At 67.3% G+C, this 21,904-nt stretch carries 20 protein-coding genes and 1 pseudogene; 8 read left to right on the top strand and 13 right to left on the bottom strand.

The genetic code is table 11. The features are described from left to right. Window positions 1-6 precede the first annotated feature (6 nt). Window positions 7-1,248 (bottom strand): serine hydrolase domain-containing protein, encoded by a 1,242-nt coding sequence (locus HNR40_RS42865; RefSeq protein ID WP_246510295.1) that lies wholly within the window; start codon window positions 1,246-1,248, stop codon window positions 7-9. Between the two features lie 21 nt (window positions 1,249-1,269). After that, window positions 1,270-1,674 (bottom strand): VOC family protein, encoded by a 405-nt coding sequence (locus tag HNR40_RS42860; protein ID WP_184972049.1) that lies wholly within the window; start codon window positions 1,672-1,674, stop codon window positions 1,270-1,272. Between the two features lie 198 nt (window positions 1,675-1,872). Between HNR40_RS42860 and HNR40_RS42855 the strand changes: the two genes are divergently transcribed. Next, window positions 1,873-2,757, top strand: a complete 885-nt coding sequence (locus HNR40_RS42855) for a LysR family transcriptional regulator (protein ID WP_184972047.1) — start codon at window positions 1,873-1,875, stop codon at window positions 2,755-2,757. A 65-nt stretch (window positions 2,758-2,822) separates the two neighbouring features. After that, window positions 2,823-2,975 carry a hypothetical protein gene (locus HNR40_RS42850; RefSeq protein WP_184972046.1) on the top strand — a complete coding sequence of 51 codons (153 nt, stop codon included), beginning with the start codon at window positions 2,823-2,825 and terminating at the stop codon, window positions 2,973-2,975. A gap of 226 nt (window positions 2,976-3,201) precedes the next feature. Here the strand turns inward: HNR40_RS42850 and HNR40_RS42845 are convergent, their stop codons facing one another. Both HNR40_RS42845 and HNR40_RS42840 read right to left on the bottom strand, forming a co-directional pair. Beyond that, window positions 3,202-3,549, bottom strand: a complete 348-nt coding sequence (locus HNR40_RS42845) for a DoxX family protein (RefSeq protein ID WP_184972044.1) — start codon at window positions 3,547-3,549, stop codon at window positions 3,202-3,204. Window positions 3,550-4,472: 923 nt separating this feature from the next. Next, on the bottom strand, window positions 4,473-4,856 hold the full coding sequence (locus HNR40_RS42840) for a hypothetical protein (RefSeq protein ID WP_184972042.1): 384 nt from the start codon (window positions 4,854-4,856) through the stop codon (window positions 4,473-4,475). Window positions 4,857-5,882: 1,026 nt separating this feature from the next. Between HNR40_RS42840 and HNR40_RS42835 the strand changes: the two genes are divergently transcribed. Both HNR40_RS42835 and HNR40_RS42830 read left to right on the top strand, forming a co-directional pair. Next, window positions 5,883-6,419: a hypothetical protein gene (locus HNR40_RS42835; protein ID WP_184972040.1), complete on the top strand. Its 537-nt coding sequence runs from the start codon at window positions 5,883-5,885 to the stop codon at window positions 6,417-6,419. A 444-nt stretch (window positions 6,420-6,863) separates the two neighbouring features. Then, the gene (locus tag HNR40_RS42830; RefSeq protein ID WP_184972038.1) at window positions 6,864-7,055 is read left to right on the top strand and encodes a hypothetical protein; all 192 of its coding nucleotides are present in this window, start codon (window positions 6,864-6,866) and stop codon (window positions 7,053-7,055) included. 122 nt (window positions 7,056-7,177) lie between these two features. On the opposite strand, the gene HNR40_RS58020 is transcribed toward HNR40_RS42830, so the two are convergent. Next, window positions 7,178-8,218: a peptidoglycan-binding domain-containing protein gene (locus tag HNR40_RS58020; protein ID WP_376773588.1), complete on the bottom strand. Its 1,041-nt coding sequence runs from the start codon at window positions 8,216-8,218 to the stop codon at window positions 7,178-7,180. Window positions 8,219-8,647: 429 nt separating this feature from the next. Between HNR40_RS58020 and HNR40_RS42820 the strand changes: the two genes are divergently transcribed. Next, window positions 8,648-10,228, top strand: coding sequence for a hypothetical protein (locus HNR40_RS42820; RefSeq protein WP_221341533.1), 1,581 nt, complete (start codon window positions 8,648-8,650; stop codon window positions 10,226-10,228). Between the two features lie 938 nt (window positions 10,229-11,166). Here the strand turns inward: HNR40_RS42820 and HNR40_RS42815 are convergent. The 5 genes and pseudogenes from HNR40_RS42815 to HNR40_RS42800 form a co-directional block, all read right to left on the bottom strand. Continuing rightward, window positions 11,167-12,027, bottom strand: coding sequence for a helix-turn-helix domain-containing protein (locus tag HNR40_RS42815; protein ID WP_184972032.1), 861 nt, complete (start codon window positions 12,025-12,027; stop codon window positions 11,167-11,169). A 6-nt stretch (window positions 12,028-12,033) separates the two neighbouring features. Further along, window positions 12,034-12,555, bottom strand: a complete 522-nt coding sequence (locus HNR40_RS42810) for a DUF6879 family protein (RefSeq protein ID WP_184972030.1) — start codon at window positions 12,553-12,555, stop codon at window positions 12,034-12,036. A gap of 465 nt (window positions 12,556-13,020) precedes the next feature. After that, window positions 13,021-13,146, bottom strand: a pseudogene (locus HNR40_RS58140) (IS30 family transposase); the annotation flags it as partial. Window positions 13,147-13,251: 105 nt separating this feature from the next. Further along, complete coding sequence (locus tag HNR40_RS42805; RefSeq protein WP_184972389.1) at window positions 13,252-16,284, bottom strand: sacsin N-terminal ATP-binding-like domain-containing protein; 3,033 nt, start codon at window positions 16,282-16,284, stop codon at window positions 13,252-13,254. A 54-nt stretch (window positions 16,285-16,338) separates the two neighbouring features. Continuing rightward, a complete protein-coding gene (locus HNR40_RS42800) occupies window positions 16,339-17,139 on the bottom strand; it encodes a DUF3027 domain-containing protein (protein WP_184972028.1) in 801 nt (266 codons plus the stop codon). Between the two features lie 125 nt (window positions 17,140-17,264). Between HNR40_RS42800 and HNR40_RS42795 the strand changes: the two genes are divergently transcribed. Beyond that, entirely contained in the window at window positions 17,265-18,827 is a 1,563-nt protein-coding gene (locus HNR40_RS42795) for an MFS transporter (RefSeq protein ID WP_312896742.1), read from the top strand. Here the strand turns inward: HNR40_RS42795 and HNR40_RS42790 are convergent. Together HNR40_RS42790 and HNR40_RS42785 are read right to left on the bottom strand one after the other, a co-directional pair. After that, window positions 18,824-19,219, bottom strand: coding sequence for a cold-shock protein (locus HNR40_RS42790; protein WP_184972024.1), 396 nt, complete (start codon window positions 19,217-19,219; stop codon window positions 18,824-18,826). The genes HNR40_RS42795 and HNR40_RS42790 overlap by 4 nt on opposite strands. Window positions 19,220-19,309: 90 nt before the next feature. Continuing rightward, window positions 19,310-19,930, bottom strand: a complete 621-nt coding sequence (locus HNR40_RS42785; protein WP_312896741.1) for an HAD family hydrolase — start codon at window positions 19,928-19,930, stop codon at window positions 19,310-19,312. Between the two features lie 87 nt (window positions 19,931-20,017). On the opposite strand from HNR40_RS42785, the gene HNR40_RS42780 reads away from it, so the two are divergent. Beyond that, on the top strand, window positions 20,018-20,419 hold the full coding sequence (locus HNR40_RS42780; protein ID WP_184972022.1) for a hypothetical protein: 402 nt from the start codon (window positions 20,018-20,020) through the stop codon (window positions 20,417-20,419). A gap of 34 nt (window positions 20,420-20,453) precedes the next feature. Next, window positions 20,454-21,080, top strand: coding sequence for a TetR/AcrR family transcriptional regulator (locus HNR40_RS42775; RefSeq protein ID WP_184972020.1), 627 nt, complete (start codon window positions 20,454-20,456; stop codon window positions 21,078-21,080). Here HNR40_RS42775 and HNR40_RS42770 read toward each other — a convergent pair. Beyond that, complete coding sequence (locus tag HNR40_RS42770; protein WP_184972018.1) at window positions 21,073-21,876, bottom strand: hypothetical protein; 804 nt, start codon at window positions 21,874-21,876, stop codon at window positions 21,073-21,075. The genes HNR40_RS42775 and HNR40_RS42770 overlap by 8 nt on opposite strands. Window positions 21,877-21,904: the final 28 nt, after the last annotated feature.

Below are 21,904 nucleotides of genomic sequence, written 5' to 3'. Positions count from 1 at the left end.
TTGTCCTCAATCGATGGCCTGGTAGACGGTGGTCCAGAAGTCGCGGTGCAGGTTCGGGGTGACCGGGGTGTCCATCGCCGTCTGGGTGAGCAGGATGCCGACGAGGTCCCGGGCGGGGTCGGCGTAGGCGGTGGTGCCGAGGCCGCCGTCCCAGCCGAACTGGCCCACGGAGGCCAGATCGCGGCGGTGAGTACGCACCGCCATCCCGAAGCCGAACCCGCCGTGCCTGCCGAAGTGGTCGCCGAAGACGTCCTTTTCGGCCTTCTGGCCCTGGGTCAGGTGGTCCATCGTCATCAACTCGACCAAGGCGCGAGAGAGCACCCGCTCACCGCCGTGCACACCCTTGTTCAGCAGCATCCGGTAGAAGGCGTGGTAATCATCCACCGTGGAGACCAGTCCGTCGCCGCCGGCCTCGAACACCGGCGGTCGGCTGTACTTGCCGTCCGCGGCCTCGTCCCACACCACCAGTTCCCCGCTGTGCGGGTCGTGGGCGTAGCTGGTCGGCAGCCGGTGCAGCCGGTCGGCGGGTACGGAGAAGCCGGTATCCCTCATCCCCAGCGGGTCCAGCAGCCGCTCGCGCAGGAACGCTCCAAATGACTGCCCCGCCACCCGGGAGACGAGCACGCCGAGCACGTCGGAGCCGACGTGGTACTGCCACAGCTCCCCGGGCTGGTACATCAACGGCAGCTCGCCCAGCCTGCGGATCCACTCATCGGGCCCGAAAGGCGGAGCAGTGGTGTCAAGGCCGAGCTCGCGCATCGCGACTTGGATGGGATAGGTGTCCGGCGCCGCCAAGACCGCCCCGAACCCGAAGGTGAAGGTCAAAAGATCGCGTACGGTGATCGGTCGCAGCGCCGGAACCGTGTCCTCCAGCGAGGCGTCGATGCTCTTGAGCACCCGCCGCTCAGCCAGCTCGGGCAGCCACTCATCGACCGGGTCATCCAGCCGCAGCCGGCACTCTTCCACAAGGATCATCACCGCCGCCGCGGTGACCGGCTTGCTGAGCGAAGCCATCCGGAAGATCGCATCCCGGCGCATCGGCGCGTCACCGCCGGCCCGCATCGAGCCCAGCACCTCGACATGCGTGTCCAGCCCGCGGCTGATCAGGGCGACCAGCCCGGGAACGTGCCCGGACTCCACCGGGCCGGTCAGAACGCGGCCCAGCCTGCTCAGCCCCGCCTCCGACAGACCCTGCTTGTCCTCCATACTCCAGTTGCCCTGGGTGTCCCAGCTTGCGATGGTTGTCATGGTCTTCTCCTTTGAGATCCTCTACGTTTGCAGGGGCTGGACTCCAGCCGGCGGGATCCATTCGACGAGCTGGACCACGACGCCGTTGGGGTCGGTGAGCTGGACCAGCCGTTCGCCCCAGGGCTCTTCGCGCATCGGCATGGTGATGTTGGCGCCCTCCCGCCGCAGGCGCCGGTACTCGGCCTCAAGCCCGGTGACCGTAAAGGCCAGGACCAGTCCCGCGGGCCGTTCATAGCGCTGCTCGCTGGGGAGCATGTCGCTGCCCCGCCTCAGCAGGACCACGTCGCCGGCCGCGTCGTCTCGGGTGAGAGAGACGAACGACGGGTCGGCCATGACTTCACGAAAGCCCAGGTGGGTGGTGAAGAAGGCGCTGGAGGCCGCAACGTTGTCCACGGCCAGCGACACCGTGGTGGTGATGATGTTCACAAGCCTCTCCCTCTCGCCGCCATAGTCCGAAATAGGATGTTTCGGATGGATCAATCTTCGACAGGAGGCGCTCCGGCATCAACGACACATCCGGCTATGATCCGATAAGTCGGAGTTATGGATCCCGGGGTGATGGATTCCGGAGTTACGGATTCCGGAGTTGTGGATGTCGGAGTTATGGATCGAGTGAGGAGCAGGGTGGATCTTCGTGATATCGAGATCTTCCTGACCCTTTCCGAAGAGCTGCACTTCGGACGCACCGCTGAGCGACTGCACCTCACCCAGGCCCGCATCAGTCAGTCGATCAAGAAGCAGGAACGTGCGATCGGCACCGCCCTCTTCGAACGCACCAGCCGCAGGGTGGCACTCACCGAGATCGGCCGGCAGCTCTACACCGACCTCAAGCCCATACAGCGCAGCCTCGACGAGTGCCTGGAGCGCGCCAAGCTGGCCGCCCGGGGCAAGGCCAGAGTGCTGCGCGTAGGACTGATCCCGCACAACCTGCCGGAGTTGCGCACCCGCTTCGACACCTTCCCCCATCGCCACCCGGACGTCGACCTGCGTATCGGCCACATCGGGTTCGGCGACCCCTTCGGGCCGCTGCGTAGGAACGAAGTCGACATCGCGCTGCTGTGGCTGCCGGTCAGGGAGGCCGACCTGACCGTCGGCCCAGTGATGTTCACCGAACCGGTCATGCTGGCGATGTCGGCCACCCATCGCCTGGCCACGCGCGAGTCCGTCTCCCTGGAGGACCTCGGTGACGAGGTCACCGTCGGCGGCATCACCCTCGAATACTGGCGCGAGGCGCTCATCCCCACCCGCACACCCAACGGCCGCCTGATCGAGATCGGGCCAACCGCCACGACGTGGGCGGACATGGTGCCCATCCTCTCCAATGGAAAGGCCGTTTCGCCCGTCCACGCCCACGCCGCCCGTTACGCGTCACGTCCCGATCTGGCCTACGTGCCCATCCACGACGCGCCCCGGACCCAATGGGCCCTCGTCTGGCGCACGGCCACCGAATCCGACCTGATCCTGGACCTGTCCGGGACCGTCCAGGAGATGGGCCCGCTGACTCATTGACCTGCCCCATGATGAGGCCGCGGGCCCGGTGATCACTCTCACTGACCTGCCAGGTCGCGAGCCCGGTGATCACGCTCATTGACCTGCCCCATGATGAGGTCGCGGGCCCGGTGATCACGACGATCACCAGTCTGGCGGCGAACTCCAGCAGGTCGATCGGCCGGTTCGTGCCGTCAAGTCCGGCCGTAATGGCGCGGGCCTCGGCCGGCCCGCGGTAGACGCCGGCCACTGACGATGCCAGCCCCTGTTCTTGCCGACGGCGATGACCAGCTTGGCCGCGATCTCGGGCCCGGTTAGCCAGCGCGTAAGCGATCATGTCGTCATCGAACACCTTCGGCCGGCCCCCTTGACGCCCCGCGCTCACGGGACGACTCCTGGCCTTCCAGCAACTTCTCTCGGATGTACTCCCTCTCCGATCCCGCCATCCCCGCTTCTCGAGGGCTGCTAGGCGATGGACCCGAGCACCAGGGCGGCGATCACTGGGCCCATGTACAGCAGGGGGTAGACGACGGTGGAGTACGAGCGCGCCCGCAGCACGGTGACCACGGCTCCGGCGAAGTAGAGCACCAGCCCGATCCCGGCCAGGACGCCGATGACCGGCACGAACAAGCCGGCCAGCAGGCCCACAGCCCCGGCGGCCTTGGCCAGGCCGAGCCAGTTCCACCACGAGGTGGGGACGCCGTAGTCCGTCAGCGGCTTCACGACCCACTCGGCGCGGCGAAGCAGCGAGAAGGCGGAGAACCCCACCCAGAGGGCGGCCAGGACGGTGACAACGGTGGCGGTGGTGGACATGTGGACTCTCCCTAGCTGGTGCTTTCCTTGTGAAACCAATCCTGCGAGCCCCGGTTGATAACTCCGCGATGCGCTCACGATGCGCTGGAGATCAACCAGCCGGCGCGTAAGCTCTCCTCTCGCTCCGCGCGGGCGCGAGGGGCGAGGGGCGAGGGGCGATCATGCTGATGCTCTCGGCGATGGCGATGGCGATGGCGATGGCGTCGGCGAGCGCGGGCCGCGCGAATGCGCTCGTTGAGTCGACTACCTGGGGCATCAGTCGGCTTCTACCTGGGGCATCAGCCGGCTTCGGCTACCTGCACAGCCCGTCGCCGCAGTCCGACGATTCTCAGCTGATCTTTGTCCGGTCTCGGCGCCGATGACCTCGTCGGCTGGGAGAGGGCAGGGCTGGGTGGCCTGGGTCCGCCGGTCCCGGCGCCATCATAAGCCGAGTCCACGGCCTGGGCGCGATATGTCCGCAGGACGACGGCCAGGAGCACGAGGCCGGCGCAGACGCTCAGAGCATGCTCCATCACGGCGACGACCGGATACTCCGGCGTCACGAAATCACCGAGCCGTACGACGGCCCAGAGAAGCTTCCAGCACCCCCAGGCGAACAGCGAACCCGACCCGAGGAACACCAGCGCCATCGGAACCCACAGCGGCAACCGAGAAGGCCGGGCCGCGATCAGAGACCAGCCACACCCGGCACCGAGCAGCGCCCACGCGCCCCAGTTGCCGCGCATCAACAGTCTGTCCAGAGCTTCGCGCCCGACATGCACAGGGTCCGTTCCCAGCCTCCCGCCAAACGCCCAATACCCCCAGAGCAGCCCAAGCCCGGCGCTCGTCATCAACCCGATCAGGAGGAACGACCGTGCCCGCCGACTGGTGCCGGGAAGCTCACCAAGTCTCCCCAGAAAGGCTTGCGGCCAGCGTTCTCGCAGTTAGATCGGCAGAGCGACCGCCAGACCCACCGCCATCCCCGTGAATCCAACACCGATGCCGATCGCCTCCCACCCCGGCATCGCCGCGTCATCGCCGGCCTGGGCACCATCCGCGCCGAGCAAGACGCTCACAACCCCGTACGGGACCATCGGAACCAGGAATCCCGCACCAACCCACGCAAAGAACAGCAGCGGCGGGCCCGGAATCAGCCGACCCCACCGCTGAGCGAGAGCCAGCCCCAGCGCCACACCGACCAACGACATCACCACCGTGATCGCATTGAGCGTCACCCACTCCGTGGTATCCATACCGCTCTGCGCAGGCATGATGCCGAGTAGGGCCGCAGCGGCCAAGACGACCTTGACGACGAGGTACAGGGACAAGGTCGAGGCGGCGCCGTACCCCGCGATTTTCCTAACGGCACTCCACCGTGGATGGACAGACGTCTGGCTTCTCATAGTGATCACGAGTGTCCCGGCACGACCCTGACCCCCACCTCCCCCGAAGGAGCCACCATCCTCCCCCGCCAAGGGGAGACGACCCTTCGCCGTCACAGACAGTGGCACTCACTGCCCGGGCTCACAACCGCTTTGCGCGCAGGTTGGCATCCAGCCACGACGGCTGTGAGAACGCCTCAAAAGCCTCACGAGACGGCCTCCACGGGTATCAACTCAACCACCAACTCGGGCCTGTCCAGGGAAACCTGGCGAGCAGGAGTGACACCACCCGGCCATGAGACCAGAAACGCCCCCGCCCTCACCGTCACCTCAGCGGCCTTTGCCCCATCTCGCCCGTACACCAACAGCTCTGGCGCCATAGGCCGGACCACACCCTCACCACCCCGCCTGCCATCGCCGTACAACCGCAGGCTGATCCGAGACACCCACCGCGTATCCAGGCCGAGAGAAGCAAGAAGGTCCCGCACCGCCACCAAAGCCACCTCGCACCGCTCGGCCTGACCTTCGGTGAGAACTTCCGCGCTGTCTACGTGCTGTGCTGGAGCCATGCACCGACGGTAGAAGCGGCTACGAACCCAGCTCAATGAATTTGCAGCAGTTTGCGTGCTGTCCTACTGACCGAATAGCGCAATCTCACCGGGTGACTCCTCCAGGAGCCAGAACATCACGCCGACCGACCTCGACGAATGGAAGCAGCGGCGGCGCGCTCTTGAGGTCGAATTCGCCGCGCGGCCTGACCAGCACCGCTCTCGCAGCGGTACCCCCAACACAGGGCTTGCACCTGGTTATGTGGACTCCGTCGGAGATCCTTAGGCTTCGCGAGGCGACAAGACTCTAGCGACTTCGCGATGTCCCGCGTTGGGCGACAGGGTTCTGCGTTCGATACGTCGCCATCAAACTGGATTTATGCAGCCAAGCCAAGATCAACAAACGGGGAGAGGTACGCTCCTGGTGGCAGCAATCTCAACGTTCGCCGCGCTAGCCGGCTCGGCAATTGGTGCGCTCGGGACATACACAGCCACTTCTGCGCAACTCTCAAATGATCGCTACCTGGAGCGGCGAGCCGAGATTCGCTCGGCCTGCGCCGCAGTTCAGTCTAGGGCATACCGAATTGACCTCTATGTCAAATCGTCGCTAGGAAGGCTAGGAGCAATAGCCAAAACCAACAAAGGGGATCCATATAGGGCATTTGACGCCGTCAAGGAAGAGGTTAATGGCCTCTCAATGGAGCATGCCAAGTTACGGATAATTGCAGACGATGCAATCAGTACAGCCAGTGAACGCATGCTCGATGACGCTGTTGAGCTAGCACTCCTCGCTGATCGAGATTCATCCAACACAATGATCACCATCCAACTGATCGAGCTTTCCCCAAAAGAGCGGGCTCGATGGTTGCTCGAAAATCGCATTGGCTTCAAGGAAGGCTCGGAGTCACTGATGGCACATAGCGCGGCTCTTGCGAGTACATGCCGTAAGAGTCTTCAGTAGGTGCCGCCTCAGCGGTATAGCGCCGAATGGGAGATCGGCCAGGTGCTGGAGATACGCGTGACTCCACCATGCTTTCGTGTTCGGCGAGACCGCCGTCGACCAGTTCCACGAGTTCCTGGCCACACCGTACGTGGAGTGCCTGATACCCGTTGACGCAAGCGCTGAAAGAGCCGGATCGATCTCCCCGCGGCGGGCTCCTCGTCACGAGCTGAGGTCTGACTGGTTCATCCCCGCCGTTCGGTCACCAAGGAGACACGCAAGACGTGGGAGCGACTGGACCTGGAGACCAACCTCGTCGATCTTGCGAAAGAGTAGATGATTATGGATGTTGTGCTGAGCCGCGCGGTCATGGACAGCGCCGGACGGTCATGGAAGCTCGATGGCGGCTAATGGCGGAGTTGGGATCTCATCGCCGACACGCTCGGCGATGAGGGCGACCCGGAGATGCCGGTCGCCTCCCTACAGCCGGTCCTCGACGACGGCAAGGTGATCGCCTGGCGCACCTGCGATCTGGCTGGCAGAGCGATGCGGATCGCCGCATCCGGCAGCGACACCGGACACGCCATCGGCAGCACCACTGTTCCGCACCCCGCGTACTCCATGCTCGGCCACATAGCTCCGAACATCAACGAGTAGGGGTTCAGCGCCGCCGGTGGCCAACTGGTGATCACTATGATGCCCGGCATGAGAGCTGACCTGGGTTCGCCCACAGAAGGAACCAGCAGCCCGCCAGCCGTATGCCTCTGACTGGCAACGGTTCACCTGAATATCTGGGCTGGACTGCCCAGGACGTCCGATCCTGGGCACTTCCAGTGGGCGAAGGAACCGGAGCGCTGCCAAAGACGGTAGGCCTCCTCGATATTCCACTCGGGTGTCAGGGCATCGGATGGGGTGGCTCGGAGCGAGAACAGCTGAAGGTCGGTGTACTGAAACAGGCCCCATCGGCGAACGCCGTTGACGTCGGGGCCGGTGATCCACAGAGGGTCGCCGGCGGACATGCACCATACGAGTTTCTGCGCGCGGTGGGCTGCGGCGGGAGGAAAGACCCGCCTAAGGCGCTCCTTGACCTGCGGTCTGGTCCACGTCAGCTGCGGGGGCCCGTCTGCGAGGAGCGCCTGGATGGTTCGCTTGTCACCTAGGCCAGTAGGCGGAAGCCGAGCTGCTACTTGGAAGGCGGTCAGCCGCATCCTGGTGTACGGTCCGAACCCGGCGTCGGCCGGCAGCTCCATAGACCGGCTCTGCAGCCGCTCCTGAATCCATTGCACACACGATCCGTAGGCACCCAGGCTCACGACGGTCGTGCACGGATGGTGGAGCGCAGTGGTGGAGACCAACTGGGCAAGCGTCGGTGACAGTGAGCTGTCCGCCACTGCGACCACGGCGAGGGCGGTGATCAGGCCGCCCAGCCGCAGCCAGCGAGGGATTCGACTGGGAGAAGAGGATCTCGAGGTAGCTGCCGGGAGCTCATGCGGCTCAGACGATGGCCCGGGCGGCGAGTTGCCACCTTCCACCGAAGGGTTGCGCACGCGCTGCCATGCCGCTTGCCAACGAGCAGTTTGCTCGGCATCGCCGCCACATGCGCGAACGATGGTCTCTAGCAGCTCTGGACGTGGCAGTCGATCCCGATTGAGAGCATGAAAGGCTGTGCTGTACGGCAGGACCTCCCCATGAAGATGGGCCCGGCGTTCCAATTGGCGATAGGTCAATCCCGAATCGACCCTTAACCGCTGCAGCGCGGCGATGAATTCCTCAACGGTCTGGATCTGCTCTGGATCTGACACTCGGACCCTTGCCCTCATCCACCAGCCGAAACATCGTTTCAAACAATGCCAAACGCTTCCTGAGGTTCTCACACCGCGTTCCCGGTGCCAAGATCGCAGTCGGGGCGTCAACAGGGGACGGAACGCCGCGGGGACTCGCGCATCCCATGGCTTTGGGTCGACTCGATCATGCTCACCAACGAACCATCCGGCCACGACGCCGCCTTCAGCCAGTTCCCTCCTCAGGGCCTGGTCAGTCTGTCATCTGGTGGCCCCACTCCGGTGCTCGCCGATTGCGTCACGTAGAGAGGAACGCCTTTGTTACGCCATCGTCTGCGACATACTCGACGGCTCATCGTCGTCGCGACAGCGCTCATCACGCTGCTAGGACTCATCACCACACTGAACCGGCATCCAGCCCAGGCAGCGGCAAGTGACAACAGGTTCACCGCACTCGTCCCGACACCAGTGCTTGACACCCGCAGCGGGCTGGGCGGTGCGGCGGCCAAAATTCCGGCCAACGGCTCGGTGACCTTCCAGATCGCAGGTGTGGCAGGCGTGCCATCCGGCGCCACCGCGGTCGCCTTGACCATCCAGGCCAACGCTCCCAGCGCCTACGGCTGGCTCAACCTCTTCCCCTCCGACCAGCCCACCACCGTCTCCTCCCTCACATACCACGAGAACGAAGCGACAGCTGGCGCCGACATCGTGCGCCTCACCAGCACTGGCAAGCTGACGATCCGCAACAACGGAGCTGGAGCTGAAGCCCACGCCATCATCACCGTCCGAGGTTACTTCGCCGACACCGCGATCGCGTCCTCAGGCCAGACCTACCACCCCACCACCTCCACACTGTTGTATGACACCCGAACCGGCGCCGGAACTCCGCCGCAGACGACCCCGATCCCGGGCAACGGTGGCTTTGTCGTCTTTGATGTGGCTGGCGCCGAGGGCGTCCCCGAAAGCGGAGTCTCGGCCGTGGCCGTCACCGTCGTGGCCACCCAGCACACCGCCAAAGGCTGGCTCACTGTCGTCCCCTCCGATCAAAATCCCGGCTCCGGCGGCTTAACGTATGTGGCCGATGAGAGCAACAGCACCATGATGATCTCCCAGCTATCCGCCACCGGCGACCTGAAGATCACCAACCACGGCACCGGCCCCGTCCACGTCACCCTCTCGATGCGCGGCTACTTCACGCTCGACACCGACGACAACCAGGGCACCCCCTACACCCCGGTCGCCACCACAACGATCTACGACACCGTCAGCGACATCGGAGGCGGCGGCACCCTCCCCCTGGCTCCCACAGAAACCGTCACCTTCACCGTGGCGGGCATAGCCGGCCTCGGCTACGACGACGCCTCCGCTGCCGCGCTCATCCTCAACGCCCGCCAGGCCACCCGCAACGGCTGGCTGTCGGCCTATCCCGCTGACAAGCCCGACCCCGGCGTCAGCAGCGTCGACTTCGCCCCCGCGGAAAGCACCAACGGCCTCGACTTCGTCAGACCCGATGCCGAGGGCCGGATCAAGGTCACCAACCACAGCGACGGGCCCGTCCACCTCACCGTGGCCGTTCAGGGCTACTACGTCGACGTCGACGACCCCTCCAGCACACCCGACACCCCCGGAGAGATCATCGAGGAAGGAGAGGAAGACGTCCCCCTAAGCACAGGTGGAACAGTCCGGCTCAGCTACGTCGACAAGACCAAGTTCGCCCGAGGAAACTGCACAGGATTGAAGGACGGCTGGGTAAAGATCACTTACCGGAAGTACAGCGCTGGGACGGTCAAACTCCGCTGGGCCGAGGCGCACACCAAGGACGACTGGTGGGCTGGCGAGAAGTTCCAAGTCGCCTGGCGCGGTAACGATGGCGACTCCACCTATTGGAGAGCCACGCGACCCTATGCTGGCCGCTTCTCCTGGAACGACCACGCCATCACAGACAGGTATCCGAACATTCGATATCACAAGCCCTACGTGAAGTACTCCGCCGAATGGGATCTGCTGCGGACGACGAGAAGATGTAAGGCATACATCACCATGAACTAAGTCTGGGACCGGCGCTTGAGGAGAGATTGACTCAAGGGACGCGGCGCCGGTCTGTTCGACGGACCGCTGCCGAGCCTGCGGCCCGGATGCGCCGCTGCTCGGTGTCGTGGGGGTGCCGGGTCCGCGCGGCAACCAGTTCGGCCTGCGCCCCCGACTGGTCGATCACCAGGAAGATCAGGCCGGAGTGGGTGAGATCGCCTGGTGATCTACGTTTTGGCAGCCTTCGCCGCCATGAAGAAGACGATCGCGGCCGCCGGTGCCCTGGTCATCGGCGGCATTCCCGCCCAGGCCACGCCCAAGACGATGCCCTCCCCCTCAGAGGGCGAAAGACCCCAACGGACCGGGGCTGCGCCGCGGCCTGTCCCCAAGAATCTGGGAGGAGTACACCGACCTGGTCAAGCGGCTGCTGGATGCCGCACCGGTCGGGCCCGACCACCTCAATTTCTGCGTGATCACGACGACCGGATCCGAGGTCCGGTCTCCTGCACTCGGCCCAGGGCCTGGCCTGCGCGTCGTACACCGCAAGAGCGCTGGGGCCATGGAACGCCTTGCTGTACAGGGCAACCTCGCGAGGCTGAGTTATGGCTTCAACATGGACCATCCGCTCCTCGCGTGCCCGAGCCGCCCGAGACCGAATTGCGCGCGATTGTGCGGTGCTCTAGCGCTGTTCGGCCGGATGAATCCCTCTGGCGGCTTGACCGTCGCCACTGTCTGTTGAGCGTCGTGTTTCTCCGTAGTTGTGGAAAGCCCTCTCGGGAGCATCTCCGCGACATCCTGATGTCCAGTGGCCGCCCGAGATCCTCGGTTCGCCGCTCCTCGCCCGGCTGGCTTCACTCGCGCCATCCGAGCCTCACCCTTCAGGACGAACTCAGGGCTTGGAACTGGCCAGGCCACTCGACGGACGTGCACCGGCGCTAGGAAGCAGGCCGAAGCCAGGGCTAGAGGTTTTCTCTAGTTTGCAGTCGGCTCCTCGCGTCTTCGATCAGCCAGCGCGCCGCCGCCCCGTAGACCGCCAAGCCTCGCAACATCGCAAAGGCTCGCAGGAAGGTCTCGATCTCCTCGGACTGATTGGACCTGAATCCACCCGACCACATTTCGCTGCGAACGAGCTGTCCGTCGAAGATATAGAACCCTTCCCCAGGGTAAAGCGATCGCACCTGGCCACGCGGAATTATCCCCAGCGAGACGTGAGGTAGCGCCGAGATCTCCAGGAGGAGGTTGTACTGCTCTCGCATGACATCCACGTTGCCGATGATCACATCCAGAGCCATCGCCTCGACGAGGAAGCTGTAGCGATTACGGCCGGTTCCCGCAGTCACCAGTCTCTGCCGGGGAATTCGACCTGCTACCGCTGCTTCAGCCTCTCCGTCGGGTAGACCGTAAAGCGTACTCGCAGCCGAAAAGAGCGCCCGTATATACCGAGGCGTCTGCAAAATACCGGGAATACGAACTGACTCGTACACACAGAGGAGCTTCGTGCTCTCATACAGGGGAATGGCCCGGGACTGGATATGTTGCTGCCCTGCCCGGAGATGGCGACGCCACTCCACCCACATCTGCTCGATTTCCCGCTGCACCGCGATCAACTCGGGGATCATCCGGGCAACACCGCAGGCGATGCACCACGCCCGGATGTCGTCCTCAGAGGGGTTCTGCTGGCCGTGCTCTATCCGGCTGATCTTGGTGTTGTGCAGGCCCGCTGCCGTGGCGAGCTGTCGTCCCGTGAGCCCAGCGTCCTTGCGCAGATCACGAAGCCGGACTCCGAACGCCTTCTTCGCGGACGCCGCCTGTTCGGACACGACGAATCAGACGCGCCGGTATTCGTGGTGCGGAATCGACAAACTCCACACGGCCTTGAAAGCGTCAGCACATAGTTTGACCACATCGGGGTCCGTGTAGAGCTGACGCTGAACCACTTCACCGTCTCCTGAGAACACCGCGAAAACAACGGTCTCTTCGTCGAACATCCAGAAGTCGTTGCCCGGCAGCGCGACGTCAGACACCAGCCGCCTCGGCACCCAATGAATCTCCTCGCCGGCGTCCACGCTGGGCCCAACAACGTCGTAGGCGAACCGGCGATATTCCGAGAGCGGCTCAGAGACAACACAGGCGCGCCGATAGCGCTTACCCTCCGCGATGGCCTTGCGAATGCGATCGCACCAAGGATTCATCCAGCTGAGATCGTCAGCTTCGCTGGCCTTCCATGCCGCGAACCTCTCGCGTTCCAGATCACTCGTTGCATAGTCATCGCGCAGTTCCAGATGAACCGCCTCTCGCTTGAAGGTCGCGAAGTATTCGCCTCGCTCTTCAGCCGAGATCAATTCCATAGCGCTCCTTGGCGTACCTGCGTACGAGTAGATCGACCAGGGGTCCCGGGACCTCGACGGAAGACTCGGAGGGCTTCAGGGCCACAAGCTGTGTGACCACGTCAGGCTCCTCCCGGCGGTCGCCCTGGACGATCCATGTTCCCCTGTTGGTCTGGTAGAAGGTCGCGCAGTCTTCGCCGGGCACGGAATCGGGGTCAGTGCAGTAGAACGCGAGGTGCAAGCCGTCCGCAGGGTTTGAGGTTTGCATTGTTTTGCTACCTCCAACGTCTGGTGAGCGTCATGAAAACCTTCGCCCGGAGGGTGCGGTTGGTCAAGCGCCTTCGGCCAATCAGGGCGTCATGAGTTCACGTGGGCAGACAGATCCAGGGGCCTGGCCAAGCCAAACCCGGCCCACGACCGGGGAGTGGGAGGGGCCGGAAGGCCCCTCGCCGGGCTTGGTTTCTATGAGTCGTCGCAACGCTGCTGCTAGTTGGCGTTGTCGGTGAGGAGTGTAGCCAGACGTTGTGCCGGGGTGGCCCATCCGAGGGTTTGACGGGGTCGGCCGTTGAGTTCAGCCGCCACCGCGCTCAGATACTCCCGGGTGTGGAGCGCCCTCACGCGAAGACCACGCCTTTAAGCCCGGGGGTGCGGGGGCCTGCCCCCGCAGTCACAGCCCGAGCCCCAAAGCGCGAAGCCCCCCAGGCGAGGACCTTGTTGTTAGGAGAGGTCGGCTTCGGCTAGGAGGAGGGGGACGGCGGCGGGGTCGCGCAAGAGGGCTGCCACCGCCAGGCGGTCGGACCATTGGCCCACTGCCCACGCCAACCCCCTCGCCAACCCGTCCACCCCCGTGCAGTGGATCGAGCCGTCGAAGTACCGCCACGAGCACGGCACTGCGTCCACCAGCAGCTTCTCGTGTTCCACGTACGTCTCGGGCGCGGTGGGAAGCAGGGACCGCACCTCCGGCGGCACAGGCCGAACCTGTCCCTCCGACGTCACCTCGCCGCTCACCAGCTCCCCCGCCAACGGCAGGTCAAGCAGCTCAGACAAGGACTCCGCCAGGTCGTAGGAGGCCAGCACCAACGGCCGCGCCGCCACCAGTTGCAGCAGGTCGGGCGCCTCCACCACGACGGCGTCGTCGGCCGAGGCCACCACGATCTCGCCGTCGAGCACGGCGCGGACCCGGGACGGCGGCGCCACCCGTGACGGTTCGACCCCGGCCAGCGCGATCCACAGGGCCCGCAGCTGGGCCCGGTCGACCACGATCGCGGAGTCGGCCATCAGGTCAAGGAGCTCCTCCGGCCCACCATGAGAGGCGAGCAGGTCAGCCAGCGTGGTGCGTACCCCCAGCATGGACAGGGCGCTCTCGTCGAGCCCGGCGGGCGCGTCGGTGTAGAGGCCCTGCAGCAGCGGGTCGGCGCCCGGCAGGCGGAGTTCGCGCGGGCGGCGGCCGTCGAGCACGGGGTGACCGGCCAGCCACCACGCCGTGTACGAGGGCACCTCCACCCCGTCCACCCGCAGCGGGTGGAGCGCGCCGCGCAGCGGTGGGCGGGTGAGGAGCGGCAGGGCGGCGGGCCAGTCGGCGACGAGCTCCAGGTCGCGTACGGCGGTGAACTCGGCCACGACCGGCGGCACTTCGAGGTCGGGCAGCAGGTCGTGGACGTGGTCGAGCCAGGCCTCCTCGCCGTCGAGGTCGTGGTCGCACTCGTCGTGGTCGAGCAGGACGTCGGCGTCGTTGACCACGGCGAACCCGTCGAGCACCCCGGCGGCGACCAGAACGCGCGAGCCGTACGCGCTGACGAGCTCGTCGGCGACCAGCGGACCCTCTTCCAGCAGCCCGGCCAGAACCCCGCCCGGCAGCAGCAGCTCTCCAGCGGCATAACGTTCGCCGTCGGCGCCGCGCAGCGCCAGCTCGGCCAGCCAGGGGAGCTCGCCGGGCGCGAGCGCGGCGGCGTCGACCAGGGAGAGTACGGCTCGCGCGATCGGCTCGGGGTCGTCGCTGTCGAGCGACTCGGCGATGGCGGTGCGGGTGAGGGTGTCTTCGAGCACGGTGCGCGGGGTGGCTTCGGCGGCGCCGAGGCGCAGCAGCAGCGGGTGGGCCGCGTCGGGGTGGACGATCCGCAGGCCCAGCGCCTCCAGGTCGAGCGAGGCCCCGGTGAGCATGAGCGTGCCGCGCGGCCCGCGCACCAGCCGTCCGTCGGCCAGCGGGACCGGCAGCGCCCCGAGCGACTCGGGGTCGTCGTAGGGCAGCACGTCGTAGAGGGCGTGCCACCAGGCGGGGTCGCGGCCCTCGACGCCCTCGCCGGACAGCTGGTCGATCACGTCGGCCAGTTCGACCTTGCGCACGCCGAGCGAGGCCATCGCCGGGTGCCGCGCGGGCCAGCCCGCGGGCAGCAGGCCGGGGACGAACCCGGCGACCGCCTCCAGCAGGTCGCTCGCCCCGGCGACCACCGCGGCCTCGCGGCCCGCCACGGTCCAGCCGTCGGGGCCCTTGTCGGGAGCGGGGTGTTCGACGTGCCACTGGGCGTCGGGCTCGTAGACGGCGGCCTCGCTGAACGACGCGGTCTCCACGTGCGGGGCGGGCGCCGACAGCGCGGGCAGCAGCGGCGCCGAGGGCAGGCGGCGCAGGATCGCGCGGCGGATGCGCGCGTCGAGCTCGCCCTTGCCCATGAGCGCGGGCACCAGGTCGAGCAGCTTGGGCGTGCGCGGCAGCTCCTTGAGCAGGCGCAGGTAGGACTCGGCGGCCTTGTCGATGAGGAAGTCGGTCAGCGGGCCCTTGGCGACGTGACGCCGGTCCGTGGCCATCGGGAAGGAGGCGATGAGCAGCGCGGGCAGGTCGAGCGCCTCGTCGCTGGGCGTGGGCGCGTGCACGACCGCGGGCACACCGGCCGGCAGCGGCCGCGGCTCCCGCGCGGCCCCTTCCGTGGCAATCCCATCCACGGGTACGGCCCAGCGCACCGACCAGTAAGGCCGGGCCCGTTCCTCGGTGGGCCGGTCGGCGAACAGCTCGGCCACCTGCTCGGCGGTGAACTCGCCGGAGTCGGCCACCAGATGCCACCCGTCGGCGTCCACCCGGCGCAGCGCGCCGTCGAGCTCGATCTCGATGGCTTCGAGCGCGGGCAGGCCGAGGAGAAGCGCCGGGCTGGTCTCGGCCAGCATCCGCCGGACCGCCTCGGTGGCCGTCTTGTCGCGCAGCGGCAGCCGTACCAGAGTGTCGAAACCGTCGGGCACCGTGAGCGGGTCGGCCGCGAACGGCAGGCGCAACAGCGGGACGTGCCCGGAACGCCCGGACAATTCACCCGCCAGGACCGGCACCCCGGCGACCAGGGCGGTGGTCTCCTCGCGCGACCAGCGCACCGCGCCGGACCCGCGGGAGCCGATGGACGGCTCGTCGGTCACCGAGACGACGGCGGCGAACCCGACGCCGAAGCGCCCGGCGGCGCCCGCCTCGTCGCGTTTGCCGGACACGCGCAGCGTGGACAGGCCCTCGACGCCGGTCGCGTCGAGCGGCGCGCCGGTGTTGGCGGCGGTGAACACGTCGCCGTCGAGGCTGAGCCGCAGCACCCCCGGCACGCCGGCGCGCAGGGCGGCGTCGGCGGCATTCTGCGCGAGCTCGACGATGAGCCGATCTCGATAACCGCCGAGGGCGAAGTCTTCCTCGGCGTTGGCGTCCTCACGGAAACGGGCGGGCGAGGCCGTCCAGGCCGTGAGGACCGCCGCGCGCATCCGGTCGGTGCCGAAGCTGTCCACGATCCTCCAATGCGGGTAGGGGTCCCCGAAGATTAGCGGCCCCGACCGACAGTGAAGTCAGGAGTGGCCGAGCTCCTCGGAGGCCGATTCGTCGACCGAGCCCGCCTCGTCCTCGATCAGGTCGAAACCCATGTCGTCGAGGATGGGCGAGGCCTGCTCCACCGGGGGCGGCATGACCGCGGCCTCGGAGTGGGCGCCGCAGCCGTGGTCGGCGGAGACCACCTTGCCGTCGTCCGGCGCGTACTCATTCGCGCACACCCCGAACTCCAGCCGCATCACACCCGCGAGCGGCAAGAAGAAACCACAGGTGGAGCACTGAGCGGGCGCGGCGTGTGCGATCGGCGTGTGCGGCCCGTGCTCGCCGGAGTGCCAGCGTCTCGCGGCCCGGTCCCTTCCGGCGGCCGAGAGCACACGGGCCCGGCCCAGGCCGTACTCGAAAATCATCTGGGTGTCGCCGTCGTCGCTGGTCTCGGCGAAACCTGGCTCAAGGCGATCGTCGTCGTCGGCCGTGGGCAGCAGGTCGCCCACGCCCAGGTCGCCGGGGCGCAGCCGCTCGCTCCACGGCAGCCACTCGGGCGCGAGCAGCGCGCCAGAGCCGGGCAGCAGCACCGCCTCGCTGACCGTCACGATCTTCGCGCGCGAGGCGCGGGTGACGGTGATCGCCCAGCGCCAGCCCCGGTACGCCCGGTCCTGGCAGGCGAAGTAGTGGGTGACGACCCGGTCGCCCTCGCTCTCGACGCCCAGGTGCTCGCCCGGCTCGCCGGGCCAGGCGAGTTCGAGCGCGGCGGCGCGGGCCAGGTCGACCGCGGCGACACAGGCCTGGTCGGGCGGGGCCACGCGTGTCCTGGTGCGGGTCATCGGACCGCCTCCGCCGAAAGGTGCTGTTCGCTCACACTTCATTCTCACCCATGGGCGGACCTGACAGCGCCCTCACAGAGAATCCAGGTCCGAGAGTGACCGCAAATCGGGTAAGACTGGTAGGCGTGGCGGAAGGCTGGAACAAGGCGCGAGAGATCTCGCGGCGTGTCGGGAAGGGCGCGGCCCAGGCGGGCCGTGCTTCCTGGCGCGCGGGCCGGGCCACCGCCACGGGCACCAAGCGGGCCGGAGTGGCCACCGCGCGGGGCGCGCACAAGATGGGGCAGGCCACGCGCCGCCTCACCCATGCCAACGGCGCCGGGCGTACCGGCCTGGGAAGGCTGATCGAGCTGTCGATCGGCAACAGCGCGGCCGACGCGTTCGTGACGGTGGCGCTGGCCAGCACGGTCTTCTTCGGCGTCCCCGTGGGCGAGGCGCGCGGCTCCGTGGCGCTCTACCTCGTGATCACCATGATCCCGTTCGCGCTGGTGGCGCCGTTCGTCGGGCCGATCCTGGACAAGTTCCGCTCGGGCCGCCGCTACGTGATCGCCGGGACGCTGTTCGGCCGTGGGCTGCTGTGCTTCGCGATGGCGGCGGCGGTGGGGCCCGGCGACCTGCCGACGTTGTTCGCGGGCGCGCTGGGTGTGCTGGTGTTGTCGAAGGCGTTCACGGTCTCGCGGGCGGCGATCATGCCGAGCGTGCTGCCCGCCGACATCACGCTCGTCTCCGCCAATGCGCGCGTGGCGTTGTTCTCGCTGGTGACGGCGGGCATCGCCGTACCGATTGGCGCGGGTCTGACGGCGTGGCTGGGCAGCGCGGTGATGCTGCGCGTCGCGATGGTGGCCTTCCTCCTGGTCGGCGTCTTCGCGGTACGGCTGCCGCGCCACGTCGACTCCCCCGACCTGGAGGAGGAGGCCCCGGAGGAGGGCGGAAGGGCCGAGCGCTGGCGCAGCCTGCTCAACGTGGGCCCGGCGGTGACCGAGGCGATGCTGGCCAACGTGGGCGTCCGCCTGTTCTCCGGGTTCCTGCTGTTCTTCATGCTGTTCCTGGTCCAGGACCTGGGCGCGCCGTGGCTGCTGGTGAAGGACACCTTCTTCGACGTGCCCAAGACGATCGGCGTGCTCGCGCTGGCCGCCGGGCTGGGCGGCCTGGTCGGGGCCGCCGTGGCCAACTGGGCGCGTAACCACTCGCCGCAGCTCATCGTGCTGCTCACGCTGGCGCTGACGGTCGCGACGACGGTGGTCACCGCGATCTTCTTCAACCTGTGGACGGCCATCGCGGTCGCGCTCGTGACCGCCTTCGCTCAGGAGCTGGGCAAGCTGGCGCTGGACGCGATCGTGCAGCGCGAGATCGGCGAGGAGGTGCGCTCGTCCACCTTCGGCGTGGTCGAGGCGCTGCTGCAGATGGCCTGGGTGTTCGGCGGGCTGGTCGGCCTGCTGCTGTCCCTGACCGAGAACGGCCCGCCCGGCTTCATCACGCTGTCGGTGGTGCTGTTCGCGTGGCTGGTCTGGCTGCTGATCCGGCGCAGGCGGCGGATCAAGGCGGTCAACGCCCAGATCCACGAGGAGCGGCAGCCGCCGACCGCGCCGGTTCCCAGGGAGCAGGCGTGGGCGCACGAGGAGCCGCCCACGCCGGACGAGCAGCCCAGTCAGATCGACCGGACGAAGCCGCTCACCAACCCCTACGGCTAGGCGTCCACGTCGTCGGCGACCGCCCGGAGCACCGCCGCGATCTTCTTGGAGTGGGCCGCGTCGGGGTGCTTGCCCCGCTGGTAGGACGTGGACAGGTCGTCGAGCAGCTTGATCAGGTCTTCGACGATGACGACCAGCTCGTCGGGCTTCTTCCGCTTGCCCTTGGGTTTGGCCTTGGCGAGCGTCGGCGGCTGATCGAGGATCCGCACCGACAGCGCCTGCTGGCCGCGTCGGCCCTCCGCCACGCCGAACTCGACCTTCTGGCCGGGCTTCAGCGGGGCAGAACCAGTGGGAAGCGCGGAGGAATGAACGAATACCTCACCGCCGTCGTCGCGGGTGAGGAAGCCGAAACCCTTGTCGGCGTCGTACCACTTGACCTTGCCACTCGGCACAGGAGGGACCTCGTTCGGAACGTTGGAAAAAAGGATGGATGTAGGTTATGCCCCGGAGAGCCCCGTAGCGACCGGGTATTTGGTGCTGAATTACACCTGACGCCAATCGCCAAACCAGGTGGCGAATTCCGTCAGGTCGCCCAGTGCCACATCCGCTCCGTGATCACGCAGCTCGCCCACGGTGTAGGGGCCGGTGGCGACCGTCACGCTGATGGCGCCGCCCGCTCTGGCGGCCTCGATGTCGGCCACGTGGTCGCCCACGTACGCGGCGGCGCCGAACGAGGTGAGCGCCGCCCCCTTGGCCGCCCCGAACACCGATCCGACCACCTCGTCGACCTTCAGCCCGAGCCAGCTCACGGTACGGCGGGCGTCGTGGACGTTCTTGCCGGTGACCACGATGACGCGCCCGCCCGCGGCCCTGACGGCCTCGACGGCCTCGTGCGCGCCGGCCATGGCGGTGGTGGCGGGAACGGCGAGGTCGGGATAGATCTCGCGGAACAACATGACCGCCGCCGCGACCTGCTCCGCGGGCACCCAGTTGGCCATCTCCAGCTCCAGCGGCGGCCCGAGCCTGGCGATGATGGCCTGGCTGTCGATCTCCACGTCGAGCCGCCTGGACAGCTCGTCATAGACGGCGGCAATGCCCGATCGGGTATCGGCAAGTGTCATATCCAGGTCGAAGCCCACATCGAGGCCAACAGAAGTGGTCACGCCAGCAGCATGCCAAAGGAAGCGTAACGAGGGTAATTGTGGGACCGTGGAGTGGGCAGAAAGGAATTACTTATCGAGGGAGTGCCCATGTCGGAGACCCCCAAGCCGCCGGAGCCGGGTGACAAGCTGGTGGCGGCCCCGCTGGAGCAGACCCGCCCCCACCGCCCCGCCAGACCCTCGGCCGTCAGGAAACCCGGTGTGTGGCAGCAGGCGGTGACGTTCGCCGTCTGGGTGATCAAGGTCGCCTCCCGCCTGGCCGCGCTCGTGGTCGTCCTTTACGCCGTCTTCACCGTCTTCCAGGCCAACCCGGGCAACGCCTGGTACCAACTGGTCGAATCCCTCGCCTCCTGGCTCTCCCTGGGCCTGTCCAACCTCTTCCAGATGGCCGACGCCCGCTGGGAAACCCTGGTCAACTACGGTCTGGCCGCCGTGGTGTGGCTCATCCTCGGCTCGGTGGCCGCGGGCCTTGTCCGGCGCTTGGCTCCATGACGGCTACGCTCCTTGCGGAGGTAACGGGTAAGACATGACAAGATCGCCGAGCACCAGCACGCGTGAGCGGATCATCGACGAGTCCCTGCGGCTGTTCGCGCAGCGGGGCTACTCCGCCACGTCCGTTGCCGAGATCGAGGCCGCCTCCGGGCTCTCGCCGGGCGCCGGCGGCCTCTACCGGCACTTCAAGTCGAAGTACGAGGTGCTGGCCGCGGCGATCAACGAGCACGCCAACCGCACCAAGGCCCAGGTGGCCGAGAGCCTGGCCGAACTCGGCGGCATGGAGTCGGCCGGGCTGGAGCTGCGGCTGTCGCACGTGTGCCGCGCCGGCCTGGCCAAGGTGCGCGAGGAGAGCGAGCTGACCCGGGTCTTCTTCCGCGATCTCAGCCAGTTCCCCGAGCTGGTCACGGTGGTCAGGGAGGGCCTGCTGCAGCCCATGTTCGACGCGATCACCACCTGGTTCACCGCCCAGCCCGAGTACGCCGACGCCAAGGTCGACTGGCCGGCGATCGCCGCGGTGCTCGGCGGCGCGGTGGTGCACTACCGGCTCTTCCAGGAGACCGTGGGCGAGACGCCGGGACACGCGGAGAAGGAGCAGTTCGTGGCGGCGTGGGTACGCCTGGCCGTGGGCCTCCTGCCCAGCCCGGCGCCGGTCAGCTGACGTTGAACAGGCGGTAGGCCAGCAGGACCACCCCGAGCCCGGCGCCGATCATGAACATGATCCCGCTGACGCTGTAGAACTCCGTGAAGAACCGCTCGAACCCGGCCGTGGCCCCCACCCGCAGCCCGCCGATGAGCACCCCGCCGACCGAGTAGCCGAGGATGGGCGCGCTGGTCCCGAGCAGCCGGTCGCGCCACGTCCAGCTGTCGCTGAGCAGCACGATCACGGTGCCGATCGCCCAGATGATGACCGGGACCGTGAAGATCGCCACCGACGGCAGGTTGAACGGCACCATCAGCGCCGCCACCAGCAGCAGCGCCATGGCCAGCGTCTCGCGCGGGTGCTCCTTGACGATGGTGCCCGCGTCGCGGCCCTCGGTGGTCATCGGGTTGGCGCTGGACATCACCGCCCTGCGCAGCCCAGCCAGCGGCATGCCGCGTCCAGGCCGCCGGGAGAGCCGGTCCTGGGCGAGTTTGATGCTCCTGGCGGCCCCGGGAGGCAGGTTGGGGTCGTCGCGGATCTGCGGGAACCGGGCGGTGGCCTCGGGCGCCCGCTCTTCCGGCTGCCCCTCGGCCAGCCTGCGGGCCTCGCGGGCCACGAGCGCCTGCGGGTCGCCGAAGCGGGCCAGCACCTTCGCCACGTCACGGGCGCTCTGACTGCCCTGGCGCTCCTGCTCGATCCGGGCGCGCAGCCGCCGGGAGAAGTCGAGCCGCTGATCCGCTCTGAGCACGCCGTGAGCGGCGTCGGCAGCCGCGCTCACGTAGTTAAGAATCAGCTGATCTGCCCGCTCTGTCACGGGAGCCATGCTGCCCGAATCACGTGCG

The sequence above is a fragment of the Nonomuraea endophytica genome (genome assembly GCF_014203235.1).
Taxonomy (GTDB): domain Bacteria; phylum Actinomycetota; class Actinomycetes; order Streptosporangiales; family Streptosporangiaceae; genus Nonomuraea; species Nonomuraea endophytica.
The sequence above is the reverse complement of the archived record's forward strand: the minus strand, read 5'-3'. Positions and strand labels throughout refer to the sequence as shown.